At 63.9% G+C, this 26,731-nt stretch carries 26 protein-coding genes; 12 read left to right on the top strand and 14 right to left on the bottom strand.

Annotated features, from left to right (window positions below; translation table 11 throughout):
- Positions 1-181: 181 nt before the first annotated feature.
- Entirely contained in the window at positions 182-1,123 is a 942-nt protein-coding gene (locus tag ACD578_RS02140; RefSeq protein WP_404290445.1) for a histone deacetylase family protein, read from the top strand.
- Positions 1,124-1,167: 44 nt separating this feature from the next.
- On the opposite strand, the gene ACD578_RS02135 is transcribed toward ACD578_RS02140, so the two are convergent.
- Together ACD578_RS02135 and ACD578_RS02130 are read right to left on the bottom strand one after the other, a co-directional pair.
- Positions 1,168-2,169, bottom strand: coding sequence for a hypothetical protein (locus ACD578_RS02135; protein WP_404290443.1), 1,002 nt, complete (start codon positions 2,167-2,169; stop codon positions 1,168-1,170).
- 96 nt (positions 2,170-2,265) lie between these two features.
- Complete coding sequence (locus ACD578_RS02130) at positions 2,266-2,694, bottom strand: hypothetical protein (RefSeq protein WP_404290441.1); 429 nt, start codon at positions 2,692-2,694, stop codon at positions 2,266-2,268.
- A 276-nt stretch (positions 2,695-2,970) separates the two neighbouring features.
- Here ACD578_RS02130 and ACD578_RS02125 point away from each other — a divergent pair, with 276 nt between their 5' ends.
- On the top strand, positions 2,971-3,372 hold the full coding sequence (locus tag ACD578_RS02125; protein WP_404290439.1) for a hypothetical protein: 402 nt from the start codon (positions 2,971-2,973) through the stop codon (positions 3,370-3,372).
- A gap of 147 nt (positions 3,373-3,519) precedes the next feature.
- Here the strand turns inward: ACD578_RS02125 and ribB are convergent, their stop codons facing one another.
- The 9 genes from ribB to ACD578_RS02080 form a co-directional block, all read right to left on the bottom strand.
- The gene (gene ribB / locus ACD578_RS02120; protein ID WP_404290437.1) at positions 3,520-4,809 is read right to left on the bottom strand and encodes a 3,4-dihydroxy-2-butanone-4-phosphate synthase; all 1,290 of its coding nucleotides are present in this window, start codon (positions 4,807-4,809) and stop codon (positions 3,520-3,522) included.
- A gap of 260 nt (positions 4,810-5,069) precedes the next feature.
- The gene (gene aroC, locus ACD578_RS02115; RefSeq protein ID WP_404290435.1) at positions 5,070-6,185 is read right to left on the bottom strand and encodes a chorismate synthase; all 1,116 of its coding nucleotides are present in this window, start codon (positions 6,183-6,185) and stop codon (positions 5,070-5,072) included.
- Positions 6,186-6,307: 122 nt separating this feature from the next.
- The gene (locus tag ACD578_RS02110) at positions 6,308-6,700 is read right to left on the bottom strand and encodes a hypothetical protein (RefSeq protein WP_404290433.1); all 393 of its coding nucleotides are present in this window, start codon (positions 6,698-6,700) and stop codon (positions 6,308-6,310) included.
- 705 nt (positions 6,701-7,405) lie between these two features.
- Entirely contained in the window at positions 7,406-9,316 is a 1,911-nt protein-coding gene (locus tag ACD578_RS02105) for a potassium transporter Kup (protein WP_404290431.1), read from the bottom strand.
- A 315-nt stretch (positions 9,317-9,631) separates the two neighbouring features.
- Positions 9,632-9,985 carry a hypothetical protein gene (locus ACD578_RS02100; RefSeq protein ID WP_404290429.1) on the bottom strand — a complete coding sequence of 118 codons (354 nt, stop codon included), beginning with the start codon at positions 9,983-9,985 and terminating at the stop codon, positions 9,632-9,634.
- Between the two features lie 116 nt (positions 9,986-10,101).
- Positions 10,102-10,695 carry a histidine phosphatase family protein gene (locus tag ACD578_RS02095; protein WP_404290427.1) on the bottom strand — a complete coding sequence of 198 codons (594 nt, stop codon included), beginning with the start codon at positions 10,693-10,695 and terminating at the stop codon, positions 10,102-10,104.
- A gap of 40 nt (positions 10,696-10,735) precedes the next feature.
- Positions 10,736-11,560, bottom strand: a complete 825-nt coding sequence (fabI, locus tag ACD578_RS02090) for an enoyl-ACP reductase FabI (protein WP_009764813.1) — start codon at positions 11,558-11,560, stop codon at positions 10,736-10,738.
- A gap of 265 nt (positions 11,561-11,825) precedes the next feature.
- On the bottom strand, positions 11,826-12,764 hold the full coding sequence (locus tag ACD578_RS02085; protein ID WP_404290424.1) for a DnaJ C-terminal domain-containing protein: 939 nt from the start codon (positions 12,762-12,764) through the stop codon (positions 11,826-11,828).
- Between the two features lie 119 nt (positions 12,765-12,883).
- Complete coding sequence (locus tag ACD578_RS02080) at positions 12,884-13,309, bottom strand: RT0821/Lpp0805 family surface protein (RefSeq protein ID WP_404290422.1); 426 nt, start codon at positions 13,307-13,309, stop codon at positions 12,884-12,886.
- A gap of 99 nt (positions 13,310-13,408) precedes the next feature.
- Between ACD578_RS02080 and pdxH the strand changes: the two genes are divergently transcribed.
- The 3 genes from pdxH to ACD578_RS02065 all read left to right on the top strand — a co-directional run bounded on the left by pdxH (position 13,409) and on the right by ACD578_RS02065 (position 15,281).
- Entirely contained in the window at positions 13,409-14,017 is a 609-nt protein-coding gene (gene pdxH / locus ACD578_RS02075) for a pyridoxamine 5'-phosphate oxidase (RefSeq protein WP_404290420.1), read from the top strand.
- Positions 14,018-14,121: 104 nt separating this feature from the next.
- Entirely contained in the window at positions 14,122-14,844 is a 723-nt protein-coding gene (locus ACD578_RS02070; protein ID WP_404293661.1) for an SDR family NAD(P)-dependent oxidoreductase, read from the top strand.
- Between the two features lie 11 nt (positions 14,845-14,855).
- On the top strand, positions 14,856-15,281 hold the full coding sequence (locus ACD578_RS02065; RefSeq protein ID WP_404290418.1) for a hypothetical protein: 426 nt from the start codon (positions 14,856-14,858) through the stop codon (positions 15,279-15,281).
- Positions 15,282-15,306: 25 nt separating this feature from the next.
- Here the strand turns inward: ACD578_RS02065 and ACD578_RS02060 are convergent, their stop codons facing one another.
- Positions 15,307-17,289: an acyltransferase family protein gene (locus ACD578_RS02060; RefSeq protein WP_404290416.1), complete on the bottom strand. Its 1,983-nt coding sequence runs from the start codon at positions 17,287-17,289 to the stop codon at positions 15,307-15,309.
- 187 nt (positions 17,290-17,476) lie between these two features.
- Positions 17,477-18,547 (bottom strand): citrate synthase/methylcitrate synthase, encoded by a 1,071-nt coding sequence (locus ACD578_RS02055; protein ID WP_404290414.1) that lies wholly within the window; start codon positions 18,545-18,547, stop codon positions 17,477-17,479.
- A gap of 76 nt (positions 18,548-18,623) precedes the next feature.
- Between ACD578_RS02055 and ACD578_RS02050 the strand changes: the two genes are divergently transcribed.
- The 4 genes from ACD578_RS02050 to ACD578_RS02035 all read left to right on the top strand — a co-directional run bounded on the left by ACD578_RS02050 (position 18,624) and on the right by ACD578_RS02035 (position 21,299).
- A complete protein-coding gene (locus ACD578_RS02050) occupies positions 18,624-19,754 on the top strand; it encodes a citrate/2-methylcitrate synthase (protein WP_404290412.1) in 1,131 nt (376 codons plus the stop codon).
- A complete protein-coding gene (locus tag ACD578_RS02045; protein WP_404290410.1) occupies positions 19,754-20,203 on the top strand; it encodes an NUDIX hydrolase in 450 nt (149 codons plus the stop codon). Before ACD578_RS02050 ends, ACD578_RS02045 begins: the two co-directional genes overlap by 1 nt.
- On the top strand, positions 20,200-20,784 hold the full coding sequence (locus tag ACD578_RS02040) for a TIGR02301 family protein (RefSeq protein WP_404290408.1): 585 nt from the start codon (positions 20,200-20,202) through the stop codon (positions 20,782-20,784). Before ACD578_RS02045 ends, ACD578_RS02040 begins: the two co-directional genes overlap by 4 nt.
- Before the next feature lie 251 nt (positions 20,785-21,035).
- Positions 21,036-21,299 carry a hypothetical protein gene (locus ACD578_RS02035; RefSeq protein WP_152714631.1) on the top strand — a complete coding sequence of 88 codons (264 nt, stop codon included), beginning with the start codon at positions 21,036-21,038 and terminating at the stop codon, positions 21,297-21,299.
- 339 nt (positions 21,300-21,638) lie between these two features.
- Here ACD578_RS02035 and ACD578_RS02030 read toward each other — a convergent pair whose 3' ends face one another.
- Positions 21,639-22,973 (bottom strand): dihydroorotase, encoded by a 1,335-nt coding sequence (locus ACD578_RS02030; RefSeq protein WP_404290406.1) that lies wholly within the window; start codon positions 22,971-22,973, stop codon positions 21,639-21,641.
- A gap of 73 nt (positions 22,974-23,046) precedes the next feature.
- On the opposite strand from ACD578_RS02030, the gene ACD578_RS02025 reads away from it, so the two are divergent.
- The 3 genes from ACD578_RS02025 (at position 23,047) to ACD578_RS02015 (ending at position 26,727) form a co-directional block, all read left to right on the top strand.
- On the top strand, positions 23,047-23,925 hold the full coding sequence (locus tag ACD578_RS02025; RefSeq protein ID WP_404290404.1) for a YgfZ/GcvT domain-containing protein: 879 nt from the start codon (positions 23,047-23,049) through the stop codon (positions 23,923-23,925).
- Between the two features lie 109 nt (positions 23,926-24,034).
- Positions 24,035-25,981 carry a PAS domain S-box protein gene (locus ACD578_RS02020; RefSeq protein ID WP_404290402.1) on the top strand — a complete coding sequence of 649 codons (1,947 nt, stop codon included), beginning with the start codon at positions 24,035-24,037 and terminating at the stop codon, positions 25,979-25,981.
- A 98-nt stretch (positions 25,982-26,079) separates the two neighbouring features.
- Positions 26,080-26,727 (top strand): FMN-binding negative transcriptional regulator, encoded by a 648-nt coding sequence (locus tag ACD578_RS02015; protein ID WP_404290400.1) that lies wholly within the window; start codon positions 26,080-26,082, stop codon positions 26,725-26,727.
- Positions 26,728-26,731: the final 4 nt, after the last annotated feature.

Genomic DNA, 26,731 nt, shown 5'->3' with positions numbered 1-26,731 from the left:
CAAACTCAGCGTGGGTCGAGACAAAATTTCGTTTCAGGCCGGGTTATAGGCCGTGACGTCGTTAAGTCGAATCGAAACACACCATGGCACGGCTCCGCATTGGAAAGTGTTGCATCGCAACAACATAGACAGCCGCTCGTGACGCTGCGACACTCGCGACAATCCTTATTCAAGAACGCACATGTCCACGCTCTACATCGCCCATCCGGCCAGCCTCGACCACCAGACGCCGATTGGTCATCCCGAACGGCCCGACCGCATCCGCGCCATCGAGCGCGCCCTTGAGAAGGAGCGGTTCACCTCGCTCATCCGCGAGCAGGCGCCGATGGCCGAGATGGAGAGCCTCGCCCTTGCCCATCCGGAAGACTACATCGTCCGGCTCCGGGACATCAGCCCCCGAGAAGGGTTAGTCAGGATTGACGAGGATACGGTGATGTCGCCGGGCACCTACGAGGCGGCCCTGCGCGGTGCCGGCGGCGCGGTGCTGGCGGTGGACGAGGTCATGTCGGGCCGGGCGACCAACGCTTTCGTCGCCATGCGCCCGCCGGGGCACCACGCCGAACGCATCCGGGCCATGGGCTTCTGCTTCTTCAACAACGCAGCCATCGCCGCGCGTCATGCCCAGAAGCGCCATGGCGCCGAGCGGGTCGCGATCTTCGACTGGGATGTGCACCACGGCAATGGCACGCAGGACATCTTCTGGTCGGATCAGAGCGTGCTCTACTGCTCGACCCACGAAGCCCCCTTGTACCCGGGGACCGGCGCCCTCTCCGAGACGGGCGAGCACGGCACGATCGTCAATGCGCCCTTGAACGCGGGCGATGGCAGCGACGCGTTCCGGGACACGGTGGACACGGCCATCCTGCCGCGCATCGATGCCTTCGCCCCTGACCTGATCGTCATCTCGGCAGGCTTCGACGCCCATTGGCGCGACCCGCTCGCCAGCCTGAACCTCATGGAAACGGACTTCGCCTGGGCAACGCAGAAGCTGATGGATCTCGCCGAGCGCCATTGTGGTCGGCGGATCGTTTCCGTTCTCGAAGGCGGCTACGACCTCGAAGGTCTGGCGAAGTCGACCGCCTTCCACCTCGATGCGCTGATGGGGCGCGAGACCGGGGCTTAAGGGCGTTCACAAAGGCGCGTCGCCACCCGCGACGCGCCTTGCACTCAGTTGAATATCTTGTCCAGATCTTCCTTGGTCTGCGAACCTGCCTCGTGCTCCTGCCGCCCTTCCTTAAGAACGTAGCGCATATAGGCCTGCAGCATCAGGCCGCTCTCGACCGAGACGTTGTAGGCTTCCTCGAAGCGGCCCTTGTTGCGCTGGATGCGTCCGTTGGTGGCTCCATCGCTGTCCACTTCGAACAGGATTTCCGTAGAGGCCTTGCCGTCGATCTTCTGGCCCTCGGGCGGACAGTTCTCCATCGGGAAGCAATCGAGGCGCTTCGTATAGCTCTTGCGGATCTTCTTCTCCTGAGCAATCTCGGACCACTCATAGAGCTTCAGTAACGCCTTCTGAGTGCGCTCCAGATCGCCGGGACGCATCTCGATCACGGCGCGAGTCTTGTCTTCCTGTGAGCCGGTATCGATGAAGCGGAACTTGAAGATGAGTTGCCCCTCGTCGCTCACCTGCGGCTCCACCCAGAACTCTCCGATCTCCTTTGTCCCAGGGATATAATAGGGGATCTTGGGATAGATCTCCGACGCCTTACGGGCCGTGATGTACGGGTTCTCGTTGATCGGACGAACATTCGTCTGGTACTTCGAACGTTCCTTGGTTTTATCGGAGTGGACAGACTTCAGCTTGTCCATCCGGCTCTGGATCGCGGCAAGTGTGCGATCCACGGCAACGGAGGCCTCGCGACCAGAGCTTTTCAGTTCACGCTGCTCCTCGATCACCTTGGACAGAAGCGCCATCTGCCCTTCGATATCAGCCGTTTCCCGATCAAGGTTGTCGACGATGATGTTGATGTTCGTCGTGTTGTTGATCTGCTGCTGGTTCGTTTGCGTCTGGTTGACGGTGGCCGGCGCACCCATGGGTGCGCCGGTCCGGATGGCTTGATACCGCTGGTAGAATTCCTCGCTTACGGGAGTGAAGTTTTTGGTCGCCCTCTGGCGGCAGTAGGTTCGGCCATTCGTCGCGCGAGCGCAGTCATAGAGACCGTCAAGCACGAGCTCTTGAGCCTGTGCCGCAAGGGAGCAACCGAAGGTTCCCAACAGCAGGGCACCGACTATTAAGCGATAAGAAGCCATTGTCTTTGACCTGCATTAGGCTGCGAAGCAGACCGTCTCTTCGGACGTACCCTGCTTTCCGTCCGGGAGAGTAATCGTCTCTTGGATCTTCGAGCACTTTTTGCCATCGGCAGAGGCGACCGTGCCCTTGTTCACGTATCGCGCCTTCTTTCCGCTCTTGCCGGAGCTCGACCAGCTGGCCGACTTTCCACGAGCAGCCTTCTGCAAGGCCTGCTGCCGGTTGTTTTGCTCAGCTTGGCTCAACTGCTCAAGGATGGTGCCCATCGCAACGCCGATGATACCGCCAACAAGGGCTCCCCCAGCTCCATGACGGCCGCCGGCAGCGGCTCCGACCGCAGCTCCCAATCCGCCGCCAAGAACGGCACCCAATCCTTGTGCACTGGCCGAGGCGATCGGAGCGATCGCCAGCGATCCCGCCAGAGCGAGTGAAATGTACTTCTTCATAAATGCCCCCAAAAATTGAACCTTATCGGTTCATGGGGAAAGGGAAGTTCTTTGCCACATTTTAGTCAAGATCCAACGTTTCGAAAGTTGTGATTCCCGGTACTTTATAAGCTTTATGATTACCGCTCATTCAAATAAGCAACTTAGTTGCATATCCATTTTGAATTGAAATGTTATTAGGTACATTAATTTACCTATACACAAAGACTAACCTGCCCACCTGTTTACTGCCCAGCTCAACCACACGATATTTCATGCCGCCATTTAGGGGGCGCAATGACAGTATCGAAAATGACTTATGGCCTGCTGTTCGCTGTAACATGCGGGTTTACAGCCTTAGCCACATCCTCATCGGCGCTGGCGCAAAGGCTGCACCGTGGAAACTGGGACACGCCCGAAGCAAGAAGCTGTGCGCAATATGTCGAGTCGAAGTACAATCGGATGTTCCGCGATCCACGTGATGCATCACAAGATTCCGAAAGAGTGATTCAAATCACTTTCTACAGCGTGGCACGTGTTCCAAATCTCTTCGGCGGCCATAAGCATGTCAGCATGGCCGTACGTGAAGACACGTTCGAGGGCGAAGAGGTCGTGGAAACACGCAGGATCCGCAACGCATCCTATTGCGTGCTCGATGATAACAATCGTGTCATCGCCCTGGAAGCGGAGATGAGGTAAGTTCATCGACCCTGGAGCCTGCCTCTTACAGAGAGCAGGCTCCAACCCATGTGAGAGACCGTCACGGCAAAGGCTAGACTGGCGCTACCCCCGGCAAAAGCGGCTTTAGGCTTTGGCGTTTCCGGTGCGACGATCCAATCCCGCGCCTCAACACTCGATCGGTTCGTCCCCCAGCAGCTCGATGCCGAAGCCGCTCAGGCCCACATAGGAACGGTTCGACGTCGCGAGGTTGCGGATCGACGCGACGCCGAGATCCCGCAGGATCTGCGCACCGAGGCCGATCTCGCGCCACTGGCTCGAGCGCATCGCTTCCGAGCCCGCCTCCTCGCTGTCCGAGAAGGACGTGGTCGGAACGCCGGCGGTGCCGTCGCGCAGATAGACGAGAACGCCCCTGCCCTCCTTGACGAAACGCTGGAGAGCGGCGTTCACCGTCTTGCCGCCCTCGAACACGTCGGTGAGCGCATTGGCACGGTGGAGGCGTACCGGAATGTTCGTGCCGTCGCCGATGCGGCCATGGACGAGCGCGATATGCTGCACGCTGTCGAAGGGCGTCGAATAGGCATAGCCCGTGAACGGGCCCCACTGGGTCTCCACCGGGAACGTCCCGATCCGCTCGACGAGCTTTTCCCGCGCCTGACGGTAGGCGATCAGATCGGCGACCGAGATGCGTTTGAGATTGTGCGTCTCCGCGAAGGCATCGATCTGCGGCCCCTTCATCACCGTGCCATCGTCGTTGGCGAGTTCGCAGATCACGCCGACCGGCGGCAGGTTCGCGAGCTTGCACAGGTCGACCGCCGCCTCCGTGTGGCCGGAGCGCATGAGCACGCCGCCATCCTTGGCGATGAGCGGGAAGACATGGCCGGGGCGCACGAAATCGGCCGCACCCATATTGTTGTTGGCGAGCGCCCGCACGGTGTTCGAACGCTGCTCGGCGGAGATGCCCGTGGTCAGCCCGTGCCTCACGTCCACGGTGACCGTGAACGCCGTGCCGAGCGGCGCGTCGTTCGCCTGCACCATCGGGTCGAGCCGCAGGCGGCGGGCCTCCGCGACGGTGAGCGGCGCGCAGACGATGCCGCAGGTGTTGCGGATGATGAAGGCCATCTTCTCCGGCGTGCAGAGGGAGGCGGCGACGATGAGATCGCCTTCGTTCTCGCGGTCGTCGTCGTCGGTGACGATCACGATTTCACCACGGGCGAAAGCCTCGACGGCTTCGGTGACGGAATGGGGCATCAAGGCCTCCTTGGCGGATTCGGGCAGAAAATCGTTGGGCGTGACGGCCCCTCGGGTTTCACGGGTGATCAATTCGGCTGTGTCCCGGGAGAGCCAGGCTTGGTTGGAATTGCACAGCTGGGTGACGGCGCCAGGAGTGACGCCGATCCGCCGCGCGAACGCGACGCGCGACACACTGTTGCGGGACAACCAATCAGCCAGTCTCATGCCGGAGGCTTAGCGGATGGAGAGATTTTAGTAAAACTAAAATCTACAATCCGGGTTTTGCAGAATCGCTGCAGGGCTGAGGGCACCAGATCCAACTCCGTTGTCCTCACCGGCCTTGTGCCGGTGAACCCGATCGCTTGAAGCACCGCGCTCTTCCGATCGAGATGGCCGGCACAAGGCCGGCCATGACGTTCAGGTTGTGTCCACGCTCTTTCCTGTTCCCTCAACCTGCAGATGAGGCTGGTAACGCCTGGATGATCTCAAGCCTCGAACGGCCAAGAGGCTCCCTGGCCGACCTGACCGCGATGGCGCAAGAGGTGATCCGCCAGAACGCAGGCCACCATGGCCTCACCGACCGGCACCGCCCGGATGCCCACGCAGGGGTCGTGCCGCCCCTTGGTCCGAACCTCCGCCTCGGCGCCCGAGCGGGTGACGCTGGCCCTGGGGGTGAGGATCGAGGAGGTCGGCTTCACGGCAAAGCGGCACACCACGGGCTGGCCCGTGGAGATGCCGCCGAGCACGCCGCCGGCATGGTTCGACAGGAATGTGGGTGCGCCCTGGTTGCCGGGGCGCATCTCGTCCGCATTCTCCTCGCCGCGGAGGGCCGCCGCCGCGAAGCCATCGCCGATCTCGACCCCCTTGACCGCATTGATCGACATCAGCGCCGAGGCGAGGTCGGAATCGAGCTTGCCGTAGATCGGAGCGCCGAGGCCGGCGGGCACGCCCTCCGCCACGATCTCCAGGACCGCCCCGATGGAGGAGCCGTCCTTGCGCAGGCCGTCGAGATAGTCCTCGTAGAACTGGGCCGCCTTCGCGTCCGGGCAGAAGAACGGGTTGCGCGCCACCTCGTCCCAATCCCAGTTGCCGCGCTCGATGGCGTGCGGCCCCATCTGCACGAGGGCGCCGCGAATGGTGATTCCGGGGAGCACCTTGCGGGCAATGGCCCCTGCCGCCACGCGGGCCGCCGTCTCGCGGGCCGAGGAGCGGCCGCCGCCACGATAGTCGCGGATGCCGTATTTCACGTCGTAGGTGAAATCCGCGTGCCCCGGTCGGTAGGATTCCTTGATCTCCGAATAATCCTTGGAGCGCTGGTCCACGTTCTCGATCATCAGCGCGATCGGCGTGCCGGTCGTCACCTGCCTGCCCGTGCGCTCGTCCATGAACACGCCGGAGAGGATTTTGACCTGATCCGGCTCCTGGCGCTGGGTGGTGAAGCGCGACTGGCCCGGACGGCGGCGGTCGAGCTCCGCCTGGATCTCGGACGCCTCGAGCGGGATCATGGGCGGGCAACCATCGACCACGCAGCCCAGGGCGGGGCCATGGCTTTCGCCGAAGGTGGTGACGCGGAACAGGTGGCCGAAGGTGTTGTGGGACATGGCGCTTCTTCGATGTTCACGGCGTCTTAGAACCAAAGCGGCCGGGTGTCACGTGCGATGCAATTTGCTCCTCAGCCGTATTCCCGATTCCTGCTGACCGACGGGCTGTGTCTTGTCCGGCGTTATTCCACGCGGATCCGGTAGGTATAGGTTATGATCGACTGGGGGCTGACTTCATTCCAGGTCCAAGGGATGTCGAGAACGATCTCATCCGTTCCCTTGAAGCCCTTCTTCGGTGTGTAGACGTAGGCGAGACCGCGAATCTTCGTGCCTGGGCAGCGCGATTCCTTCCCCAGCGCCTGTTCATGCGGGCGGATCTGAATGGTCCCATTGGCAGGCGCCTGGCGAACCTTCACGTCGGGGATTACCGAGGGATAGCAGGTGTTCACCTCGTAGCCCAGGAACCCACCAAGCGCCGAAATCGTGTTTGCCTTTACGGTCCGCTCGATGGTCTCGGCGGATGCGGACCCTGTGAGCAGGGCCAGCCCCGCTGCGGCGACGAAGATGCGATACATGACGAACCTCGGAATATGAAACATAGTATCTATCAAGATCATATTCTTGGCTATGGCTCAACAACCGGTCGTTTCGATAACCGAAAGCCTGCACCAGCGGTGGTGGCATCCGGCCATGCAAGTCTTGTCATGCGTCTGTCACAGAGCCAGCACCTGTAGGCCCGGAGCCGGTGGGCTCCGAGCCGTGAGGTGATCGAGGGTGGCGCGCTGGGCAGCCCGGCTCGATGTGGATGGTGGAATGGGAAGAGCCGGACGGCGCCTCGCACGCGGGACTGTTAGGGGTTTAGACTTGGACCAGCCCAGGGCTGCCAAGGGCCTCCCGCCAACCGGCGTGCGAGGCCTGCTGCAGGACCGCTCCCCGCCCCACTCTTGCGACGCCTCGCGAGCGCGTCCCCCGTCGGGCCGGGATGAGCAGGGTCTAGCCCGGATGAAACACAGTGTCAGGAACGAAGTGAGAACATACCATCTCACCCTCTCCGTCACCACCGCCCCCGTCTTGGTGATCCCGATCCGCAAAGCACTGCGCCTCACCGGATCGGGATGGCCGGCACAAGCCCGGCCATGACGGGGGAGAGGATGCACGGGAACCAGCCGGTGTCCTTCCCGGCCGAAGCGCAGCGCAGGGGGGCGGGAACCCGTCAGCCAGGCCGAGAGCGAATGTCCCCCTCCCGGCCTGCGGCCGCCGGGAATGCTACACGTATCGGATCAGATTTCGATGGAACTGCCGATCTCGACGACCTGAGCGGCCGGGATGCAGAAATAGTCCGCGGTCAGCTCGGCGTTGCGGTTCAGCATGGCGAAGATAACCTCGCGCCAGAAGGCCATACCGGGAAGCGCCTTGGAGGCCACGACCGTCTGGCGGCCGACATAATAGGTGATGGCGTCGGGATCGAAATCGGGCAGGCGAAGGTGAGCGGCCGCGAGACGCAGCACCGAGGGCACATCAGGCTTTTCGGTAAAGCCGAGACGCAGGACAAGGCGCTGAACGCCCTCGCCGATCGGCACGAGATGAACGCACGCGTCCTCTTTGACCGTCGGCTCGTCGGTGACCACGACCGACACCAGGAACACGGTCTCGTGCAGCACCCGGTTGTGCTTGAGGTGATGCAGAAGGGTTCCGGGAATGCCCGTCGGCGATGCGGACATGATCACCGCCGTGCCCGGGATGCGGATCGGCGGCTGCTGCTCCAGCAGGTGCAGGAAATCCTTCGTGGACATGCGCAAGTGCGTCCGCGCCCGCTGGACGAGCTGCTGCCCCTTGCGCCATGTCAGCATCATGAAGGCCGCGCTCAGCGCGATCAGAAGCGGGAACCAGCCGCCCTCCAGGAGCTTCGTCGTGTTGGCCGCGAAGAAGACCAGATCGACCAGCAGCAGGAACCCGTTCAGCAGATAGACGAGGATGGGTCGATGGCCCCAATGCAGGGCGACGAAGGTCGCCAGGATCGTCGTGATCACCATGTCGAGCGACACGGCCAGGCCATAGGCGCCGGCAAGGTTGCTGGACGAACCGAAACCGAGGACGGCCGCGAAGGTCAGCAGGGCAAGGGCCCAGTTCACGAAGGGCACATAGACATGGCCCCGTTCGTGGCTCGACGTATGGATGACCCGCATCCTGGGCAGGAACCCGAGCTGGATCGCCTGCTGCGTCAGCGAGAAGGCGCCCGTGATGACGGCCTGCGAGGCGATGACGGTCGCGAAGGTGGCGAGGACCACGAGCGGATAATGCGCCCAATCGGGAGCGAGGTGATAGAACGGGCTCTCGACCGCACCCGGGTTCGTCAGCAGGAGCGCCCCCTGGCCGAAATAGTTGAGCATGAGGGCCGGCAGAACGATGAAGAACCACGCGTTGCGGATCGGGACCGGACCGAAATGGCCGAGATCGGCATAGAGAGCTTCTCCGCCCGTCACGGTGAGGAACACCGCAGCGAGAACCGCGAGCGTGACCGAGATGTCCGTGTCGATCAGAAAGGCCAGCGCATGGACCGGGTTGATCGCGGCGACCACCCCGGGAGCGGCCACGATCCCGCCGAGCCCGAGCAATCCCAGCACCGAGAACCAGATTAGCATGAACGGGCCGAAGATGCGCCCGATCCGGCCGGTGCCCATGCGCTGAACGGCGAACAGCGTCACCAGAATGGCCATCGTGATCGGGAGCACGTAAGGCTGGAACCGGTCTGAGTCGACGGAGAGGCCCTCGATGGCGCTCAGGACGGAGATGGCGGGCGTGATCGTGCCGTCGGCATAGAGCAGCGCCGTGCCGATGAGACCGAGCACGGACAGGTACATGCGCCAGGAGCCGGGCTGAATGCGCCGGACGCCCAGGAGCGCGAGCAGCGCGATGATCCCGCCTTCGCCGCGGTTGTCGGCCCGCAGGATGAACAGGCAGTACTTGATCGAGATGACGACGATCAGCGACCACAGGATGAGGGACAACACCCCCATGACCGTCGCCTGCGACAGGACCCCGTGGTTGGCTGCGGTCGCCGCTTCCCTCAACGCGTAAAGCGGGCTGGTGCCGATATCGCCGAACACGACCCCCAGAGCGCCGAGGACCACCGTCCGCGAGGCGCTGCCGGCTCTCGCATCATCGGTATGGGCGTCGGCGAGTGTGGCCATGACGGTCTAGATCCACGGCAGGCCCATGCGGCCTGCGCGCTCAGGTATAACCGGAATGATACTGCTCAGTTCCTGGACGGAGCAAGCTGCGTGATCAGCCCTTGAGCCTGGCGGACGACAGGCATCGCACCAGCCTTCCGTGGATAGCCTCTCCCGTCATGGCCGGCCTTGTGCCGGCCATCCCGATCCGGTGAGGCGCAGGCGCTTCAATCCATCGGGATCACCGGGACAAGCCCGGTGATGACGTGGAGAGTGAGTTTCAAGCCGGAGTCCTGGACGTGGACCGTCACGGGTTTATGCCATCGGCGTCGACCTTTACCGATACGGATAGCAACGGTCGCGGTTGAGGACGAGGCCGAAATGTCCGCCCAGCGCGCCGATGGCATCCCCGTGCTCCGAATAAGGATCGCGGTTCCCGGGTCCGACGACGATGATCCTGAAATGCGGATCGTCCTCCCCACCCGGCGGCAGCATCGCCGTAACGAGCGTTTTTCCCTCATCGTCGCGCAAGGTCAGGAACAGCGGCATCATGCGCTGCACGTGTGCCTTAAGACCGATATTCCGCTCGATGAAGGGACTGGAGGTCGCCTGATAGCTGTTGGCGGCAGCCTCCCAGGCATGGCGGAAGTGCTTCTCGACGGCGTGGCCCATCGCATCCGATTCACGCACGGCCTCGCCTTCGGTCTCGATCCGAAACCACGTCTTCGCCCCCGGAGCATCGCAGACGTATTGCATATTCTGACAACGCGGGAACGCGGCGATAAGTTGTCTCGACGCCAGCCCCGTCACACCCAGCGGTGATTGCGTCCCTCGATCACGAGGATCCGGCCCTGCCAGATGTCCATGCTGGCGGCCTGGCGCGAGGAGACTCCGCAGCAGATCGCCAGAAAGGCCCGGGCGACACCGCCATGGGCGACGATCACCGTATCGCGGGTGAGATCGTCCAGGATCGGGCGGATGCGGTCGACCAGCATGGCGTAGCTCTCGCCGCCGCCGGGTGGAGCGTAATGCCACTTGTCCTGCTCGCGCAGGGCCGCCAGCGCCGGCTCGGCCTTGCGCACTTCCTTCCAGGTCATGCCCTCCCAGACGCCGAAGGTCAGTTCGACCAGGCGATCGTCGAGCCGGTAGACTTCCGGGTGCAGGCCGAGCGTCGCGCGCAGGATCTCCATGGTCTCGCGGGTGCGGGTCATGGGGCTCGCCACATAGGCGAGGTCCTCATAGTGAGGCACCAGGGCCTGAAGCTTGCGCGCCGCCTCTTCCGCCTGGACGCGGCCGACATCGTTGAGCGGGATGTCCTTCTGGCCCTGGAGTCGTCCCTCCAGATTCCAGTCCGTCTCGCCATGGCGAATGAAGTAGATCTTGGGGCGGGACGGGGTCACGGCTTTAAGTCCGATACGCTGGATGACGCGATACGCTGGGTTACTCTTTGTCGAGGGACAGATCCGGCGCTTCCGGGTTCTTCATGCCGACCACGTGGTAGCCGGCATCCACATGAAGGATCTCGCCGGTCATGCCGCGGGACATGTCGGAGACGAGATAGGCGGCCGTCTCGCCGACCTCCTCGATGGTGACCGTGCGGCGGAGCGGCGAGTTGTACTCGTTCCACTTCAGGATGTAGCGGAAATCGCCGATGCCGGAGGCGGCGAGCGTCTTGATCGGGCCGGCCGAGATGGCGTTGACGCGGATGTTCTTGGGGCCGAGATCGGCCGCCAGATAGCGCACCGAAGCCTCGAGCGCCGCCTTGGCCACGCCCATGACGTTGTAGTGCGGCATCCACTTCTCGGCGCCGTAATAGGTCAGCGTCAGCAGCGAGCCGCCGTCGTTCATCAGCTTCTCGGCCCGCTGGGCGATCGCCGTGAAGGAATAGCAGGAGATCAGGAGCGACTTGGTGAAGTTCCCCTCGGAGGTCTCGACGTAGCGGCCGGTGAGCTCGTCCTTATCCGAGAAGGCGATGCAGTGGATCACGAAGTCGATGGAGCCCCAGAGGCGCTTCACTTCCTCGAACACCGCATCGATGGTGGCGCCGTCCGTCACGTCGCAATGGCCGACCACATGGGCGTCGAGTTCCTTCGCCAGGGGCTCGACGCGCTTCTTCAGGGCATCGCCCTGATAGGTGAAGGCGAGTTCCGCTCCGTGCTGGCGGGCAGCCTGCGCAATGCCCCAGGCGATCGAACGGTTGTTCGCCACGCCCATCACCAAGCCACGCTTACCGGCCAGAATGCCGGTGGCCTTCGTCTCCGCCATGATTCACCTAGATCGTCGCTGGACAGGTCAATAAAGAACGGCCTCTTTAGCCGACCGAGCGACCACGGGGAAGCCCTCATATAAGGCTTGAGACGATCCGGCCGCCTGGAGCGACATCCCCACCACGTCATCACCGGCCTTGTGCCGGTGATCCCGATTGGAACAGCGTAGCGCTTCACAGGGTCGGGATGGCCGGGACAGGCCCGGCCATGACGTGGGAGGGTGTTCTTCCCGATGGGAGGAGCAGACCTTCCACGACCAATCTTTACTTCGCCTTGGCCGAGCGGCGCTTGCGGGCATAGTCGATCAGCTCCTCGTCCACGACCTCGGGCAGCCTGATCTCCGTGGTCACGAAGAGATCGCCGTGCCCGGTCTTGGTGGGCAGGCCCTTGCCGCGCAGGCGGAAGGTGCGGCCGGAATTGGTCATGGGCGGGATCGCCATCTCCACCGTGCCGGTCAGGGTCGGGACGCGGATCGAGCCGCCGAGGATCGCCTCCTCGATCTCGACCGGCAGCCGCAGGCGCAGATCGGACCCTTCCGGCGTGAAGCGCTCATGGCGGGCGAAAGCAATGGTGAGCAGCGCATCGCCGGGATCGATGCCGGGAGCCCCCTGGCCCAGACCCCGCAGGCGGATCACCTGGCCATCGCTCACGCCCTTGGGGATCACCACGTCCACGTCACGGCCGGTGGAGAGCCTGATGCGCTTCTTGGCCTCCTGCGCCACCTCTTCCAGGGTCACGGTCAGGGTCGCGGCCACGTCCTCGCCTTTCTGGGAGCGACCGCGGCTCTGGCGTGGGCTCTCGCCACCCTGGCGGAAGGCGTCGGCGAAGAACTGGGAGAAGATGTCGTCCCCGAGATCGGCTCCGAACCCGCTCCGGCTCGAACGACGGGAGCCGCCGCCGAAGCCGCTGAAGCCGGAAAAGTCCTCGGACCGCGCACCGCCCCGCCCGCCGCCGAACCCTTCGAAGCCCTGGAAGCGCGGCTTGCCCTCCGCATCGATCTCGCCCCGGTCGAACTGGGCACGTTTTCCCGCATCGCCGAGGATCTCATAGGCGGAGTTCGCCTCGGCGAATTTGTCCTTCGCCTTGGGGTCGTCCTTGTTGCTGTCGGGATGGTAGGTCTTGGCGAGTTTGCGGAACGCCTTCTTGATCTCCGCTTCGCTCGCGGAGCGGGATACGCCTAGAACGTCGTAGGGGTTTCGCATTGTGGAATCCATGAACCGTCGGATTGGGAGCTTGAGAGCTCAACGGGTTTGACGGTCATATGGGCGAAGTGTTGCCCGTTTGCAACGCCACACCCGACTAAAGCTAGACCTTGCAAGACCTAAACTTTGGCTTGGGCCTTCAGGGGTTTGACGTCCTGGATCGTCCATTCGCCGCCGGAAGGGCGGCACGCCGTTCCATGGAGGGAGGATGCAGAAGGGCCGCTCAGATGGGCCGAGAAGCTGCGGCAGATTTCGTCGTTCTTCACGAAAGGCGCGCCCACCGGCGTGAAGGTGCCCTTCATGGTGGTGGCGGGATTGTCCCACGACACCTGGGTGCCGGGGCCCTGCGGATCGAGGGCCACCGCGAGCGCCGCCTTGGCCCGGCGCCAGTCCTCGCCGTCGAGATCGGCGGACAGGGGGGTGACCGCCTTGGCGGCAATGGCGCCCGTCGACTTGGGTTCTTCGTCGTCCAGGGCGGAGAGGCCGAAGGAGAAGCTGCACGCGCTCGTGCACAGGGCGATCAGGCCGACCGCCAGCAGCTTCATGGCTTCGCTCCGGCAAGCATCTGATCTATAACGGCGCGCATTGATCCACGTCACGCGTTGGATCCCCCAGAACCAAAAGTCACAGAACGAGATAAGACATTGAACCCGTTAACAACCGGTGACTTCACTGAATCGCAAGAGCCCTTCGCGCTCTTCAACGCCTGGATGACGGAAGCCGAGGCGTCGGAGCCCAACGATCCCAACGCCATGGCGCTGGCGACCGTCGACGAGACCGGACTGCCCAATGTCCGCATGGTGCTGCTCAAGGGCTTCGACGAGAACGGCTTCGTGTTCTACACCAACACGGAATCCAACAAGGGCCGCGAGTTGCTCGGGCAGAGGAAGGCCGCGATCGTTCTGCACTGGAAGAGCCTGCGCCGGCAGGTCCGCGCCCGGGGTCCGGTGACCGTGGTCAGCGACGCGGAAGCCGACGCCTATTTCCAGAGCCGCGCCCGCGACAGCCGCATCGGCGCCTGGGCGAGCCAGCAATCGCGTCCGCTGGAGAGCCGCTTCGCCCTGGAAAAGGCCGTGGCCGTGAACACGGCCAAATACGCCATCGGCGAGGTGCCGCGTCCGCCCTATTGGACGGGTTTCCGCATCGATCCGGTGTCCATCGAGTTCTGGCAGGACAAGCCGTTTCGGCTCCACGATCGGGTCGTCTTCACCCGCGAGGGCGACGGCTGGCGGAAGGTGCGGTTGTATCCCTGATACGCGATCCGCGCCATAGACCCTGACCCCGAACCGGGATAAGGGTCTGCACCCTCTTACAGAGAACCTCCATGTCCTCTTCGCGCAGCAATTCCCGCCGCATCATGCTGCTCACCGGCGCCAGCCGGGGGATCGGGCATGCCACCGTCAAGCGTTTCTCGGCGGCCGGGTGGCGGGTCATCACCTGCTCGCGGCACGGCTTTCCCGAGAACTGCCCGTGGGAGATGGGACCGGAAGACCACCTGCAGGTCGATCTTGCGGATGCGCAGGACACCCGCCGCGCCATCACGGAGGTCAAGGAGCGGCTTGCCGTCGAGGGCGGCTGCCTGCATGCGCTCGTGAACAATGCGGGCATCTCCCCCAAAGGATCTGGCGGCTCCCGGCTCGGAACCCTCGACACCAGCTACGAGGACTGGGTGCGGGTCTTCCAGGTGAACTTCTTCGCCTCGATCATGCTCGCCCGCGGCCTGCAGGACGAACTCACGAAGGCCAAGGGCTCGGTGGTCAACGTGACCTCCATCGCGGGCTCCCGCGTCCACCCCTTCGCGGGTGCGGCCTATGCCACCTCCAAGGCGGCGCTCGCGGCCCTCACCCGCGAGATGGCCGGCGATTTCGGACCGCTGGGCGTGCGCGTGAACGCCATCTCGCCGGGAGAGATCGACACGGCGATCCTCTCGCCCGGGACGGAGAAGATCGTCGAGCAATTGCCGATGCGCCGCCTCGGCACCCCGGACGAGGTCGCCAAGGCCATCTACTTCCTCTGCACGGATGCGAGTTCCTACGTCACCGGCGCGGAGCTCCACATCAACGGCGGCCAGCACGTTTAGGCAGGTGAACGATGCCACTCCGGCAACCGGCACGAAGCCTCATGCTCGCGTTCACGGCCGTGCTGGTCATCGGCTCGATGCCGGACGCACGCGGCCAGGAACAGCCTGGGAAAAATCCGTTCGCAGACCCGGACATGAAACCGGACTATCAGGCGCGATGCCATGAGGTTCGCGAGCTGACGAAGGATCGAGAAACGGGTGCGACTCGGATCGATTTCAGCGTGACCGGCCCCCTCGCCCTCGTCCATTTCGACGGCACGCTGGCCTATCTCGGCCTGTGCGGCACCGCGCCCGACCCGAAGGTGCTCTGCGTCACCTACCAGACCAACGACATGAAGGTCGGCGACGTGGTGACGGTCACCGGCGGCTACAGCCGCCCGAATCCGGACTACATCGTCCTTGACCCCTGTCTTGCGCGGCGGCCGGAGGAGCCGTGAGAGGGCATTACTTGATTTGCATGAACTAGTTCATGCGAGCATCAAGATACAATTCCCTTTCAAAGGCGTTGCCGAGGCTCCTGGCGAATGTCGCCGTCAAATGGTGCCGATCTCGATAGACCAAGGTGCCGCCGATCACGATCGGACATCGATCGGCACCGCACAGATATTTCGTCAAATCCAAGACGCGCAGCTTCAGTTCATCGGCGGCTTTCGCTACGAGGTCCGTTCTGAAGGCGATGTCTCGCGTTGGAGCACAATCGATGCTCCAGTTCTTGCTATCGATTAAGCATTTGTCCGGATCGAACGCGAGCACTGGAGTAGAGCGTATAGGGCGCACATCGAGCCCCATTTCGATCAGACGCGACCATGCGGCCGCCATGGCCTTCGGAGCTGTCTCGGGATAACTGGTCGATTGTGAGATCAGAACAAGATCAGGTCGCTCGCGCTCCAGCCAAGCAATGACGTTTTTCGACCACTCGAGGCACTCGGTATAGAGGCGCTTGAAGGGCCGGTGATAAAACGCTTCCATTGAAAACAGGCACGCCGACTTGGATATGCCCCGAAAGTAGAGCGATCCATTGCGCGTGAGCTCCTCGAACGCTGGATAGAAATGTCCGGCATGGGAGTCCCCGATCATGACGATCTTGATCTCGGCGCCTGGATCTCCATAAGCGCAGGTCAGAACCTCTGACCTCCTCTGTTCTTGATGGCACTTGCTTGCATAAATTTTCGGCACATCCTTTTTGACGTTCTCCGGCTTCGGAATGACATCGTCGATATCCTCGTTGCGCCAATCGTATCGAGGATCGACCATCGCAAGAGCCCCGCGCCTGTTCTCGCCCGAGGCCAGCACATCCTGGCCCGGCCCACTTATTCCGAGATAAGCCACTCCCAGCAGGAGCGTCGCCGCGATGCATGCGGCACCGGCTGCAACGGTGCCCCTAACGGAGAAGGAGGGAATCCTGAAACGATCCTCGACATAGACCTTGCTCAGATGCGCAAGACCGCACGACACCAAGAGAAGCGCGAGGCCTTCGAAAAGCCCAATGGTGCGGCTGGTGGCCTCGCCGTACACGACGATCAGCGGCCAATGCCAGAGATAAAGGGAATAGGAGATGTCGCCGAAGTACTGGAAGGGTGGTGAACTTAGGATCCCACGCGCCGACCAGACTGCGCGCGATCCGCTTGAGGCAATCACCGCCGCTGCGGCCACGGTGGGGAGGAGCGCCGCATAGCCGGGAAAAGCCGTGCTCTCGTCATAGGCAGTGCAGGCGACAGCTATGCCAAGAATGCCGAGCAGTCCCAGGGTCGCACGCTGGGAATCAACGAGAACGCTCCTGGCAAGGACGATGGCGAGAGCGCCGCCAAGCGCCAGTTCCCAGGCCCGGGTGGTGGTTGCGAAATAGGCTGTTCCGGGGTCAAGCGGAGTGAGGAAAACGGAATAAGCCAGCGATCCGCCGCCTATAATGGCAATAATCCATCCGAACGCTCGGCGGGGGTCGAAGCCAGCGCTGCGAGCAGCGGCGACAACTGGGGCCAGGATCAAGGGCCAGACGATGTAGTACTGCTCCTCGACCGACAGGGACCAGAAGTGGTTCATGGGCCCTTTCGCATCGCCGGCTAGGTAGTCCACGGCCTGCTCGGCCAGAAGCCAGTTCTGGACATAGGCGGCGCTTGCCATGATGCCGCTGACGATGTCGGGCCAAGAGCCTTTGGGGAAAAGGGGGATGGATAGCGCGACCGCCGCCGAGACGAGCGTTGCCGCAGGAAGCAGGCGCCTGATCCGACGGGCATAAAACCCTGAAATGCTGATCCTTCCCGTGGTCTCGAACTCCCTGATGAGCGAGCCGGTGATCAGGAAGCCCGAAATCACGAAGAACACGTCGACGCCGACATACCCGCCCGGCAGGACTGCGGGCCAGAGATGATAGATCAGGACGGATAGGACGGCGATGGCCCGAAGTCCCTGAACCTCTTTGACGATGTGATCGCGGGTCTGGTGCATTGGAGCCCTGAGTCCGTCAGGGTTCCAGCCCCCGTCAAGTCCGGGCGGCTGATACTCTGGATCAAAACTGCTGGCAAGTGGCCCCCTCGCAAACGGATCCGGATTGCCTTCAGGGTGTCCTCAACCATTGCTCCGGGAGCAGGACCAGACTGTGACATTTTGTCAGACGTTGCGCGGACCCGCCCGGTCACGCCGCCTGAGCGGGCCAGGTCCCGACATAGCGCGACTGGGGCCGGATGATGCGGCCGGTGCGGCTCTGCTCGATGGCATGGGCCACCCAGCCCGCCGTGCGCCCGGCGGCGAAGAGCGGCGTGAAACCCTCGCGGGGAATGCCCAGCGCGTCGAGCAGAACGGCGGTGTAGAACTCCACGTTGGTGTCGAGCCGGCGTCCGGGCTTGCGGCGCTCCAGCACCTTCAGGGCCGTGGCCTCGACGGCCTCCGCGAAGGCGATGCGGTTGTCCTTTCCTTTCAACCCTCCGACGGCGGCCTTGAGCACGTCCGCCCGCGGATCGCGCACCCGGTAGATGCGGTGACCGAAGCCCATGAGGCGCTCGCCCCGAGCCGTCGCGGCATCGAGCCAAGCGTCCGCATTTTCGAGGCTGCCGATCGCATCCAGCATGTCGAGCACGGGGCCCGGCGCGCCGCCATGCAGCGGCCCCTTCAGGGCGCAGAGCCCGGCCACGACGGACGACAGGATGCCGGCCTGCGTCGAGGCGACCACGCGTGCCGTGAACGTCGAGGCATTGAGCCCATGGTCGATCACCGTCACGAGATAGGTGTCGAGCCCCCGCACCTCGTCCGTGGCTGCGGGCCCGTTGCGCAGCATGCGCAGAATATCGGCTGCGTGACCCGCGGAGGCATCGGGCTCGATCGGCGCGAGACCCTGCGCACCCCGCACCGCCATGGCGGCCGCGACGCCGGCGGCCCCGACAGCCAGAGCGGGATGGTCCTCTTCCGCATCGGGCAGACTCGAAAGGAGCAGCCGCATGCCCTCGACGGGGGTGAGACCGGCCAATTGTACGGCAAGCGGAGCAAGATGCCCGTAAGCCCTCGCCCGGGCCTTGCCGAGACGCGCGCGAGGATCGGCCGAAACCTCCGGGGCAAGGCCGCTCCAGAGCATCGCCACGACATCCTCGAAGGCGACGCGGCCGGCGAGCTCCTCGAGATCGTGCCCGCCGATGATCAGGCGCCCGGCCTCACCGTCCACGTGGCTGAGAGCTGTCTCGGCCGCTACCACATCGTCAAGTCCAATGGTCATGCGCTTTCTCCTTCGTCGCGAGAGAGCTTCATGCCGGACTTGCCGGACGGTCAATCTTGAATCAACATATCAACATATGAGCACCGCATCCCTCGATCTCGCATCGGCCGACGAGGCCTCGTCCCGCCTCGGCATCAGCCGTGCGAGCCTTTATGCCTATGTGAGCCGGGGTCTGATCCGCTCCTTTTCCTCGCCGCACGATCCACGTCAGCGGCTCTATGCCGTAAAGGACGTGGAGACGCTGGTGGAGCGCAAGGCACGCTACCGCCGCCCCGCCGTCGCGGCCGCGACCGCTCTCGACTGGGGGCTGCCCGTGCTGGAAACGAGCATCACCCAGATCAAGGATGGGCGCCTCTTCTATCGCGGGCAGGATGCCGTCGCCTTGGCCCGAACCGCCAGCCTCGAGGGCGCCGCTCGCCTGCTGATCGGCGGCCTGGATGAGGAAGCCTTCATCCGCCCGTCCCGGGTCCCGAGGCCCCTGCCCGGCCCGGCCTTCGGTCCGCATGCCTTCGTGGCGCAGGCGGTCCGCCTCCTGTCGGAGCCGGCGCCCAAGGAGACCCGCTCGGCGGAGGTGGCGGCAATCCTGCGCCTGATGGCCGCCGCTGCCAGTGGCGCCGACCCGGGGATCGAGCCGCTTCATACGCACTTGGTTTCTGCCTGGAGGGCTCCCCTGCAGGCGAAGGATGCGATCCGGCGCGCCCTCGTCCTCTGCGCCGACCATGAACTCAGTTCATCGTCCTTCGCGGTGCGGGTCACGGCCTCGACCGGGGCATCCCTGCGGTATGCGACGATCGCGGGCCTCGTGGCTCTGAGTGGCCCCTACCATGGGGGGATGACAGAGCGGGTCAGAGCCTTTCTGGACAACCCCGGAACGGCGCCACACCCTGGCTTCCGACACCGCCTCTATCCGGATGGCGATCCTCGGGCTCAGGTGCTTCTGGAGAATGTGCCGCTCCTGGCCTCTGACGCCACGACCCTGAAGACTATCGCAAACGCCTCCGGCGACAGTCCCAGCGTCGATGTGGCTCTCGTGATGATGGAGCGGGCCTATGGACTGCCGGTGGGGGCTGCGTTTACGGTCTTTGCCATCGGACGCACGGCCGGATGGCTCGCCCATGCCATCGAGCAGCGCAGCCAGGCGGCCCTCATCCGGCCGCGGGCCCGCTATGTGGCGGCGGACGAACCACCTGCCCAGAAATCTTCCTGATGACCAGCGACCGCCTCTATCCATCCCGTCCGATCCTCGCAGCCTCCGTCGCCGTGCTGCGAGAGGGGCGCATCCTGCTCGCCGCACGCGGCAAGCCGCCCAGCGAGGGATTGTTCTCGCTGCCCGGCGGCATGGTCGAAACCGGCGAGACCCTGGGCGAGGCCGCCTTGCGGGAGCTTCGCGAGGAAGTCGGGGTTGAGGCCAGGCTCATCGGCCTGATCGCTCCCGTCGAATTCATTGAAAGGGACGAGAAAGGCCATATAAAGCATCACGTCGTCATCGCCGCCCATGCCGCCCGCTGGGTTTCCGGCGAACCCCAGACAGGTCCGGAAGCAAAGGAAATCCGTTGGGTCACGGAACGAGACATCGCCGCTCTGCCGATGACGGCAGGACTCACCGGGATTCTGGAGCAGGCCTTCAGGCTCGCCCGCGAGGACTCAACGCCATGAAGCGCACAGGCCTGCTCCTCGTCCTTCCAGCCCTTTGGCTGGCCGCGCCTCAGCCCGCAGCGGCCCAAGGCTTCTTCGAGCGGCTTTTCGGCGTTCCTCCGCGGCCGCAGCCGGGCCAGCCTGTCCCGCAGCAGCCGTATCGCCCCCAGCCACAATATCGACCGCAGCAGCAGTCACCCCAGCAGCAGCGGCGCCCTCAGCAGCCGCAATCGCAGAGACCCGCCGCACAACAGCCGCCGCAGCAGCAGGCAGAGCCCGCTCCGGCAGTCGAGCCGCCACCGGCGCCTTACGAGAAGGAATTGCTGCGGCTCGCCGAAGTCATGGGATCGCTCGCGATGCTGCGCCCCCTCTGCAGCGCGCCTGATGCCACCGAATGGAGCCGGCGCATGCAAGTCCTGCTCGAGGCGGAGGGAACGACGCCCGGCCGGCGCGAGCGTCTCGCCGGAGCCTACAACAAGGGCTATCAGGCCTATGCCCTTACCTATCGGGTCTGCACGCCGTCCGCCCAGGAGGCCTCCGTCCGCTTCCTGAGCGAAGGCGAACAGCTCGCCCGCAACATCACCGGCCGCTACGGCGGGTGATGGATAGCCATGAAGAGCGGGTGACCCTGAGAGTCGGCCCTTACTATCGCGTTGGACATTGACGCGAGCTGACGGGCGGCCCTTCGTCGACCTGTAGCCGCCGGTGTTGCAGAAACGCCTCTTATCCACATTTATCGATCCAGCCCCTCTCGCGTTAACCTCCTTGCAAGGTGATGCTGGCGGTGGGTCGGCGCGACGTCTAAGAATGATTCAACCGAACTCGCGCGCCGCCCCTCAAAGGGGCCTGGATCATGAACGAAAACGACGTCCCTCTCGACGAGCTGCCCGAACTCAGCGCCCTCAAGCAGGCGGCCCTGAGCTATGTGACCGAGGCCTTCGCCGAGGCCGAGCTCGACGGGCTCGACGGCGATTGCATGGCGCAGGCCGCCCTCTTCGCGGCCTTCACCGAACTCGTCGCCACCTATGGCGAAGATGCCGTTGCGGAATATGCGGCCACCCTGCCGGACAAGATCCGCACGGGTGCGTTCTCGATGGCGATGTCGCTGAAGCATTGAGGAATTCGCGAAAGGCCACCTCATCTTGAGGAGCGTCGGTAGCCGTCTCGGTGGGTGCTCCGATGAGCGATGAAAGTGTCTCACTTTCCCTGCCGCTTCTTGCAGCAAGGATTGTCGAAAAGCTATCGCTTGCGTCATAAGTCCGCGAGTACATCCGACGAGTTTGAGACGCAGAATTAATATAAACCCAAGCTCATCCTGAGGAGCAGATGCAGTCCGCGTCTCGAAGGATGGTCCAGAGTGCACTGGAGACGCCTCGTCCTTCGAGACAGACCTATGGTCCTCCTCAGGATCAGGCTGTGGTGGCGCGAATTGCCCCTTAGGAGCAGAGGCTAGCTCTTACCTGCCCGCCGTCTCCTCGAACCGCACCACCTCGCCCTGAGACGAAGCCTCGAGCGAACCGTCCCACATCACCACGTTGCCGCGCACGATCGTGCCGATGGGCCAGCCGGTGACCTTCTTGCCATCATACGGCGTCCACTGAGATTTCGAGGCGATCCAGTCGTTGGTGATCGTCTCGGTGCGCTTCAGATCGACCACCGTGAAATCCGCGTCGTAGCCCACGGCGATGCGGCCCTTGTTCGCGATGCCGAAGAGGCGCTTGGGGCCGGCGCTCGTGAGATCGACGAAGCGCTCCAGCGTGAGCCGGCTTGCATTCACGTGATCGAGCATCACGGGCACGAGGGTCTGCACGCCGGTCATGCCGGACGGCGTGTTGGGATAGGTCTTGTCCTTCTCCTCGCGCGTATGCGGCGCGTGGTCGGAACCGAGAACGTCGGCGATGCCTTCGTCGAGACCCTGCCAGAGAGCGGCACGATGCAGTTCATCGCGCACGGGCGGGTTCATCTGGATGTAGGTGCCCAGGCGCTCGTAATCCTCCGGACCCACCAGCGTCAGATGATGCGGCGTGACCTCCACCGTCACGAGATCCTTGTGATCCTTGAGAAGCGCCATCTCCTCGGCGGTCGTGATGTGCAGCACATGGATGCGCGCGTCCGTCTCCCGAGCGATGCGCACGAGGCGCTGCGTGCAGGCGAGCGCCACTTCCGCCGAGCGCCAGACCGGATGCGAGCGCGGATCGCCCTCGACGCGCAGATTTTTGCGCTCGCGCAGCATCGCCTCGTCCTCGGAATGGAACGCGGCGCGGCGGCGGGTGCGGCGCAGGATGTTGGCGATGCCCGCGTCATCCTCCACCAGAAGCGAGCCGGTGGATGAGCCCATGAACACCTTGATGCCGGCGGCGCCCGGCAGGCGCTCCAGTTCCGGCACGTCGCTCGCATTCTCATGCGTGCCGCCGACCCAGAAGGCGAAGTCGCAATGCATGCGGTGATGGCCGCGCCGCACCTTGTCGGCGAGCGCCTCAGGCGTCGTGGTCTGCGGATCGGTGTTGGGCATCTCGAACACGGCCGTGACGCCGCCCATGACGGCCGCGCGGGAGCCCGTTTCGAGATCCTCCTTGTGGTCGAGGCCGGGCTCGCGGAAATGCACCTGGGTGTCGATGACGCCCGGCAGGATGTGCAGGCCCCGGCACTCGATCTCCCGTGCGGCGGAGGCCTGGGACAGATCGCCGATGGCGGCGATCCGGCCGCCACGCACGCCGATGTCGCGCTCCACGCGTCCGTCGTGATTCACGACGATGCCGCCTTTGAGGATCAGGTCGAAGGTCTGGGGCATGGCAATCCTATCCCTTGAGGCCGCTGCGGATCGGGCATATGTCACGCTTGTATCAGGAAAGGGGAGCGGGCACATGCCGTCAGTCCATCTGGCCGACCGGGGCGTGGTAAGGGTTTCGGGCGAGGACGCCAAGAGTTTTCTCGACAACCTCATCACCTGCGACCTGGACCGTGTGTCCGCGCACACCGCGCGCCTCGGCGCCCTGCTGACGCCGCAGGGCAAGATCCTGTTCGACTTCATCGTCTTCCAGGCTCCGCAGGAGATCGGCGGGGCCTATTATCTCGACGTTCTCAAGGTCTTTGCCCCCGATCTCGCAAAGCGGCTCGGCTTCTACAAGCTGCGGGCGAAGGTGGCGGTCGAGGACCTGTCCGAGTCCCTCGCCATCGTGGCAGGCTGGGACGCAACGAGACCGGACGACGAGGCGGGTCTCGTGGTCGAGGATCCGCGCCTGCCGGCTCTCGGGTGGCGCGCCCTCGTGGCGGCCCAGGACGCAGCGGAGTTCGGCAAGGATCCGGCCGAGGCCTACCACGCCCATCGAATCTCGCTTGGCGTACCGGAGGGCGGCCGCGATTTCCTGTTCGGCGATGCCTTCCCGCACGAGGCCCTAATGGACCAGCTCAACGGGGTCGATTTCGACAAGGGCTGCTATGTCGGCCAGGAGGTCGTCTCGCGCATGCAGCACCGGGGCACCGCCCGGACGCGGATCGTGCCCGCCCTCTACGAAGGCGGGTTCGCAGCGGATGTCGGCGTCGAGGTGACGGCTGGGGAAAAGGCCCTGGGCAGGACCGGGACCGGAGCGGAGGGCAAGGGCCTCCTGATGATCCGCCTCGACCGGGTGGCCGACGCGCTCAAGGCCGGCGAGGTGATCCGGGCCGGCGGCATTCCGGTGCGGCTCGAGAAGCCCTCCTGGATCGGTTTTCCGTTTCCCGGAGAAGCGGAGCTTCCGTCTTAAGTTCTAGTCAGGCTTGAGGAACCTTGGGAACCCGGTCGGTGTTATAATCCACTGGGCCGGATTATATGCCGAAGAAACGCACAGACGGTCCGGCTGGGGAATTTTTTGGATGAATGTAGTGCCTAGGGAAACGACAACATCGCAGGATGGACGCTTCCAGCTCCTCGTCGATGCGGTCACCGATTATGCCATCTACATGCTCGACCCGACTGGCGTCGTGGTGAGCTGGAACGCAGGAGCTCAGCGTTTCAAGGGCTATGTGGAAAGCGAGATCCTCGGCACGCATTTCTCGCGCTTCTACACCGAAGAGGATCTTGCGACGGAACTGCCACGGCGCGCCCTCGAGATCGCAGCGCGCGAAGGCAAGTTCGAGGCCGAGGGCTGGCGCGTCCGCAAGGACGGCACACACTTCTGGGCTCATGTCGTCATCGATCCCATTCGCGACGCTCGGGGCAACTTGCTTGGTTATGCCAAGATCACCCGCGACCTCACCGAGAGAAAGAAGACTCAGCAGGCCCTCAGGGAGAGCGAAGAGCGCTTTCGCCTGCTGGTGCAGGGCGTGACGGACTACGCCATCTACATGCTCGATCCGCAAGGCCACGTGACGAACTGGAATGCCGGGGCACAGCGCATCAAGGGATATGCGGAGAGCGAGATCCTCGGGTGCCACTTCTCGCAGTTCTACACCGATGAGGATCTTGCGACGGAACTGCCACGGCGAGCGCTGGAAACGGCAGCGCGCGAGGGAAAGTTCGAAGCCGAGGGCTGGCGCCTGCGCAAGGGCGGCACACGGTTCTGGGCGAGCGTCGTCATCGATCCGATCCGCAACGATCAGGGCGAGTTGATCGGCTTCGCCAAGATCACCCGCGACATCACCGAACGCCGACAGGCGCAAGAGGCGCTCGACCACGCGCAGGCCGCGCTCTTTCAGGCGCAGAAGATGGAAGCGGTCGGACAGCTCACAGGCGGCGTCGCGCACGATTTCAACAATCTTCTGACGATCATCGTCAACAATCTGGACCTGTTGACGCGCAATGCGCGCGAACCCCGAGACGTCAAGCTGATCGAAAGCGCGCAACGCGCGGCCGAGCGTGGCGCGAAGCTGACGCAGCAGCTCCTTGCCTTCTCGCGCCGCCAGCCCTTGCAGCCCGATACGCATAATCCGAACACGCTCATCGAAGGCTTCGAATCGGTTCTGCGCCGGGCCTGCGGCGAGATGATCAGGCTGCAGCTTTCGCTTGCGCCGCGGATCCGGTGGGTTTCGGTCGACGCGCCGCAATTCGAATCGGCCCTGCTCAATCTGATCGTCAATGCGCGCGACGCGATGCCGAATGGCGGCTCCCTCAAGATCATGACGGGAAACGTCACCTTAAGCGAAAAGGATTCCGCCTCATCCGACCTGCCGCCGGGCCAGTATGCCTCGATCGCGGTGCAGGATACGGGCACCGGCATGACGCCGGAAATCGTCAACCGGGTCTTCGAGCCCTTCTTCACCACCAAGGAGATCGGCAAGGGCACGGGTTTGGGCTTGAGCCAGGTCTACGGTTTCGTGACCCAGTCGGGCGGGCATATCAAGGTCGACAGCACCCCCGGTCAGGGGACCAAGGTCACCATGCTGCTGCCGGCCCAGGAGACCGGAATCGAGATGTCCGAGGAGGAAGACGAAATGGAGCGTCCCGCCCGTGACAGTGCCGGGACTGTACTGATCGTCGAGGACGAACCTGCCGTTCTGGAGGTCGCAAGCGATATCTTCGACAGCTTAGGATATGACGTCGTGACGGCGACCGATGCCAACGAGGCGATCAAGGTCCTCGATGGCAATCTTTCCATCGATGTCCTGTTCAGCGACGTGATCATGCCCAACGGCATGAACGGAGTGGAGCTGTCCCGGAAAGCCCGCGAGATGCGGCCCGATCTCAAGATCCTGCTCGCCTCGGGCTACCCCATGTCGGCTCTCCCCTCCGAAGGCCTGGGCGCAGGGGTCTCTTTCATCAGCAAGCCCTATCGCTGGACGGAACTGGCCGAGAAGCTGCGGGGTCTCCGAACCGGAGCCTGACAAGCCATCGCCTCACGTGATGCAGAGCATCGGGATTTTTGATTGGTCCGGGCCTTCGTGAATCGCTAGCATTCCCGTCCTGTTACGCCGGGAATGCCATGTACCAGCCGCCGCATTTTCGCGAGGACGACCTCGCGGTTCAACACGCCCTCATCAGGGCCCATCCGCTCGGGCTGCTGGTGACGTTCGGCACCACGGGGCTCGAGGCCAATCCCATTCCCTTCGTGCTGGAGGCCTCCGCCTCGTCCTTGGGAACCCTCAAGGCCCATCTCTCCCGTGCCAATCCCCAATGGCGGACTTTCGAACCCGCACAGGAAGCCCTCGTGGTCTTCCAGGGGCCTGAGACCTACATCACACCGTCCTGGTACGCGGCGAAGCGCGAGCACGGCAAGGTCGTGCCGACCTGGAACTACGCCATCGTCCAGGCCCGCGGCCGCCTGACGATCAGGGACGATCCGGACTGGCTGCTGCAGCAGATCACCACCATGACGGACATGCAGGAAGCCCCGCGACCGGAGCCGTGGAATGTGAACGATGCGCCCGCTCCCTTCGTTGCCGCGCAGCTCAAGGGCATCGTGGGCATCGAGATCGAGATCACCCGGATCGAGGGCAAGTGGAAGGTGAGCCAGAACCGCCCCGAGGCCGACCGGCTCGGCGTGTCGGCAGGCCTGCGTCTCTCCCAGGACGACGCTTCGCACCAGATGGCGGAACTGGTCGATGCGCGCGGAGCCCTGCCCCGTGAATGATGGG

The organism is Microvirga sp. RSM25 (assembly GCF_044784385.1).
In the GTDB taxonomy this organism is placed as follows: domain Bacteria; phylum Pseudomonadota; class Alphaproteobacteria; order Rhizobiales; family Beijerinckiaceae; genus Microvirga; species Microvirga tunisiensis.
This window is presented reverse-complemented; position numbering and strand designations above follow the sequence as displayed.

What these genes read in the sequence shown, in the direction of transcription:
- ACD578_RS02140 (WP_404290445.1), top strand. Translation starts at nt 182, where the DNA reads ATGTCCACGCTCTACATCGCCCATCCGGCCAGCCTCGACCACCAGACG.
- ACD578_RS02130 (WP_404290441.1), bottom strand. Translation starts at nt 2,694, where the DNA reads ATGAAGAAGTACATTTCACTCGCTCTGGCGGGATCGCTGGCGATCGCT.
- ACD578_RS02125 (WP_404290439.1), top strand. Translation starts at nt 2,971, where the DNA reads ATGACAGTATCGAAAATGACTTATGGCCTGCTGTTCGCTGTAACATGC.
- ribB (WP_404290437.1), bottom strand. Translation starts at nt 4,809, where the DNA reads ATGAGACTGGCTGATTGGTTGTCCCGCAACAGTGTGTCGCGCGTCGCG.
- aroC (WP_404290435.1), bottom strand. Translation starts at nt 6,185, where the DNA reads ATGTCCCACAACACCTTCGGCCACCTGTTCCGCGTCACCACCTTCGGC.
- ACD578_RS02110 (WP_404290433.1), bottom strand. Translation starts at nt 6,700, where the DNA reads ATGTATCGCATCTTCGTCGCCGCAGCGGGGCTGGCCCTGCTCACAGGG.
- ACD578_RS02105 (WP_404290431.1), bottom strand. Translation starts at nt 9,316, where the DNA reads ATGGCCACACTCGCCGACGCCCATACCGATGATGCGAGAGCCGGCAGC.
- fabI (WP_009764813.1), bottom strand. Translation starts at nt 11,560, where the DNA reads ATGGCGGAGACGAAGGCCACCGGCATTCTGGCCGGTAAGCGTGGCTTG.
- ACD578_RS02085 (WP_404290424.1), bottom strand. Translation starts at nt 12,764, where the DNA reads ATGCGAAACCCCTACGACGTTCTAGGCGTATCCCGCTCCGCGAGCGAA.
- ACD578_RS02080 (WP_404290422.1), bottom strand. Translation starts at nt 13,309, where the DNA reads ATGAAGCTGCTGGCGGTCGGCCTGATCGCCCTGTGCACGAGCGCGTGC.
- ACD578_RS02070 (WP_404293661.1), top strand. Translation starts at nt 14,122, where the DNA reads ATGCTGCTCACCGGCGCCAGCCGGGGGATCGGGCATGCCACCGTCAAG.
- ACD578_RS02065 (WP_404290418.1), top strand. Translation starts at nt 14,856, where the DNA reads ATGCCACTCCGGCAACCGGCACGAAGCCTCATGCTCGCGTTCACGGCC.
- ACD578_RS02060 (WP_404290416.1), bottom strand. Translation starts at nt 17,289, where the DNA reads ATGCACCAGACCCGCGATCACATCGTCAAAGAGGTTCAGGGACTTCGG.
- ACD578_RS02055 (WP_404290414.1), bottom strand. Translation starts at nt 18,547, where the DNA reads ATGACCATTGGACTTGACGATGTGGTAGCGGCCGAGACAGCTCTCAGC.
- ACD578_RS02050 (WP_404290412.1), top strand. Translation starts at nt 18,624, where the DNA reads ATGAGCACCGCATCCCTCGATCTCGCATCGGCCGACGAGGCCTCGTCC.
- ACD578_RS02045 (WP_404290410.1), top strand. Translation starts at nt 19,754, where the DNA reads ATGACCAGCGACCGCCTCTATCCATCCCGTCCGATCCTCGCAGCCTCC.
- ACD578_RS02040 (WP_404290408.1), top strand. Translation starts at nt 20,200, where the DNA reads ATGAAGCGCACAGGCCTGCTCCTCGTCCTTCCAGCCCTTTGGCTGGCC.
- ACD578_RS02035 (WP_152714631.1), top strand. Translation starts at nt 21,036, where the DNA reads ATGAACGAAAACGACGTCCCTCTCGACGAGCTGCCCGAACTCAGCGCC.
- ACD578_RS02030 (WP_404290406.1), bottom strand. Translation starts at nt 22,973, where the DNA reads ATGCCCCAGACCTTCGACCTGATCCTCAAAGGCGGCATCGTCGTGAAT.
- ACD578_RS02025 (WP_404290404.1), top strand. Translation starts at nt 23,047, where the DNA reads ATGCCGTCAGTCCATCTGGCCGACCGGGGCGTGGTAAGGGTTTCGGGC.
- ACD578_RS02020 (WP_404290402.1), top strand. Translation starts at nt 24,035, where the DNA reads ATGAATGTAGTGCCTAGGGAAACGACAACATCGCAGGATGGACGCTTC.
- ACD578_RS02015 (WP_404290400.1), top strand. Translation starts at nt 26,080, where the DNA reads ATGTACCAGCCGCCGCATTTTCGCGAGGACGACCTCGCGGTTCAACAC.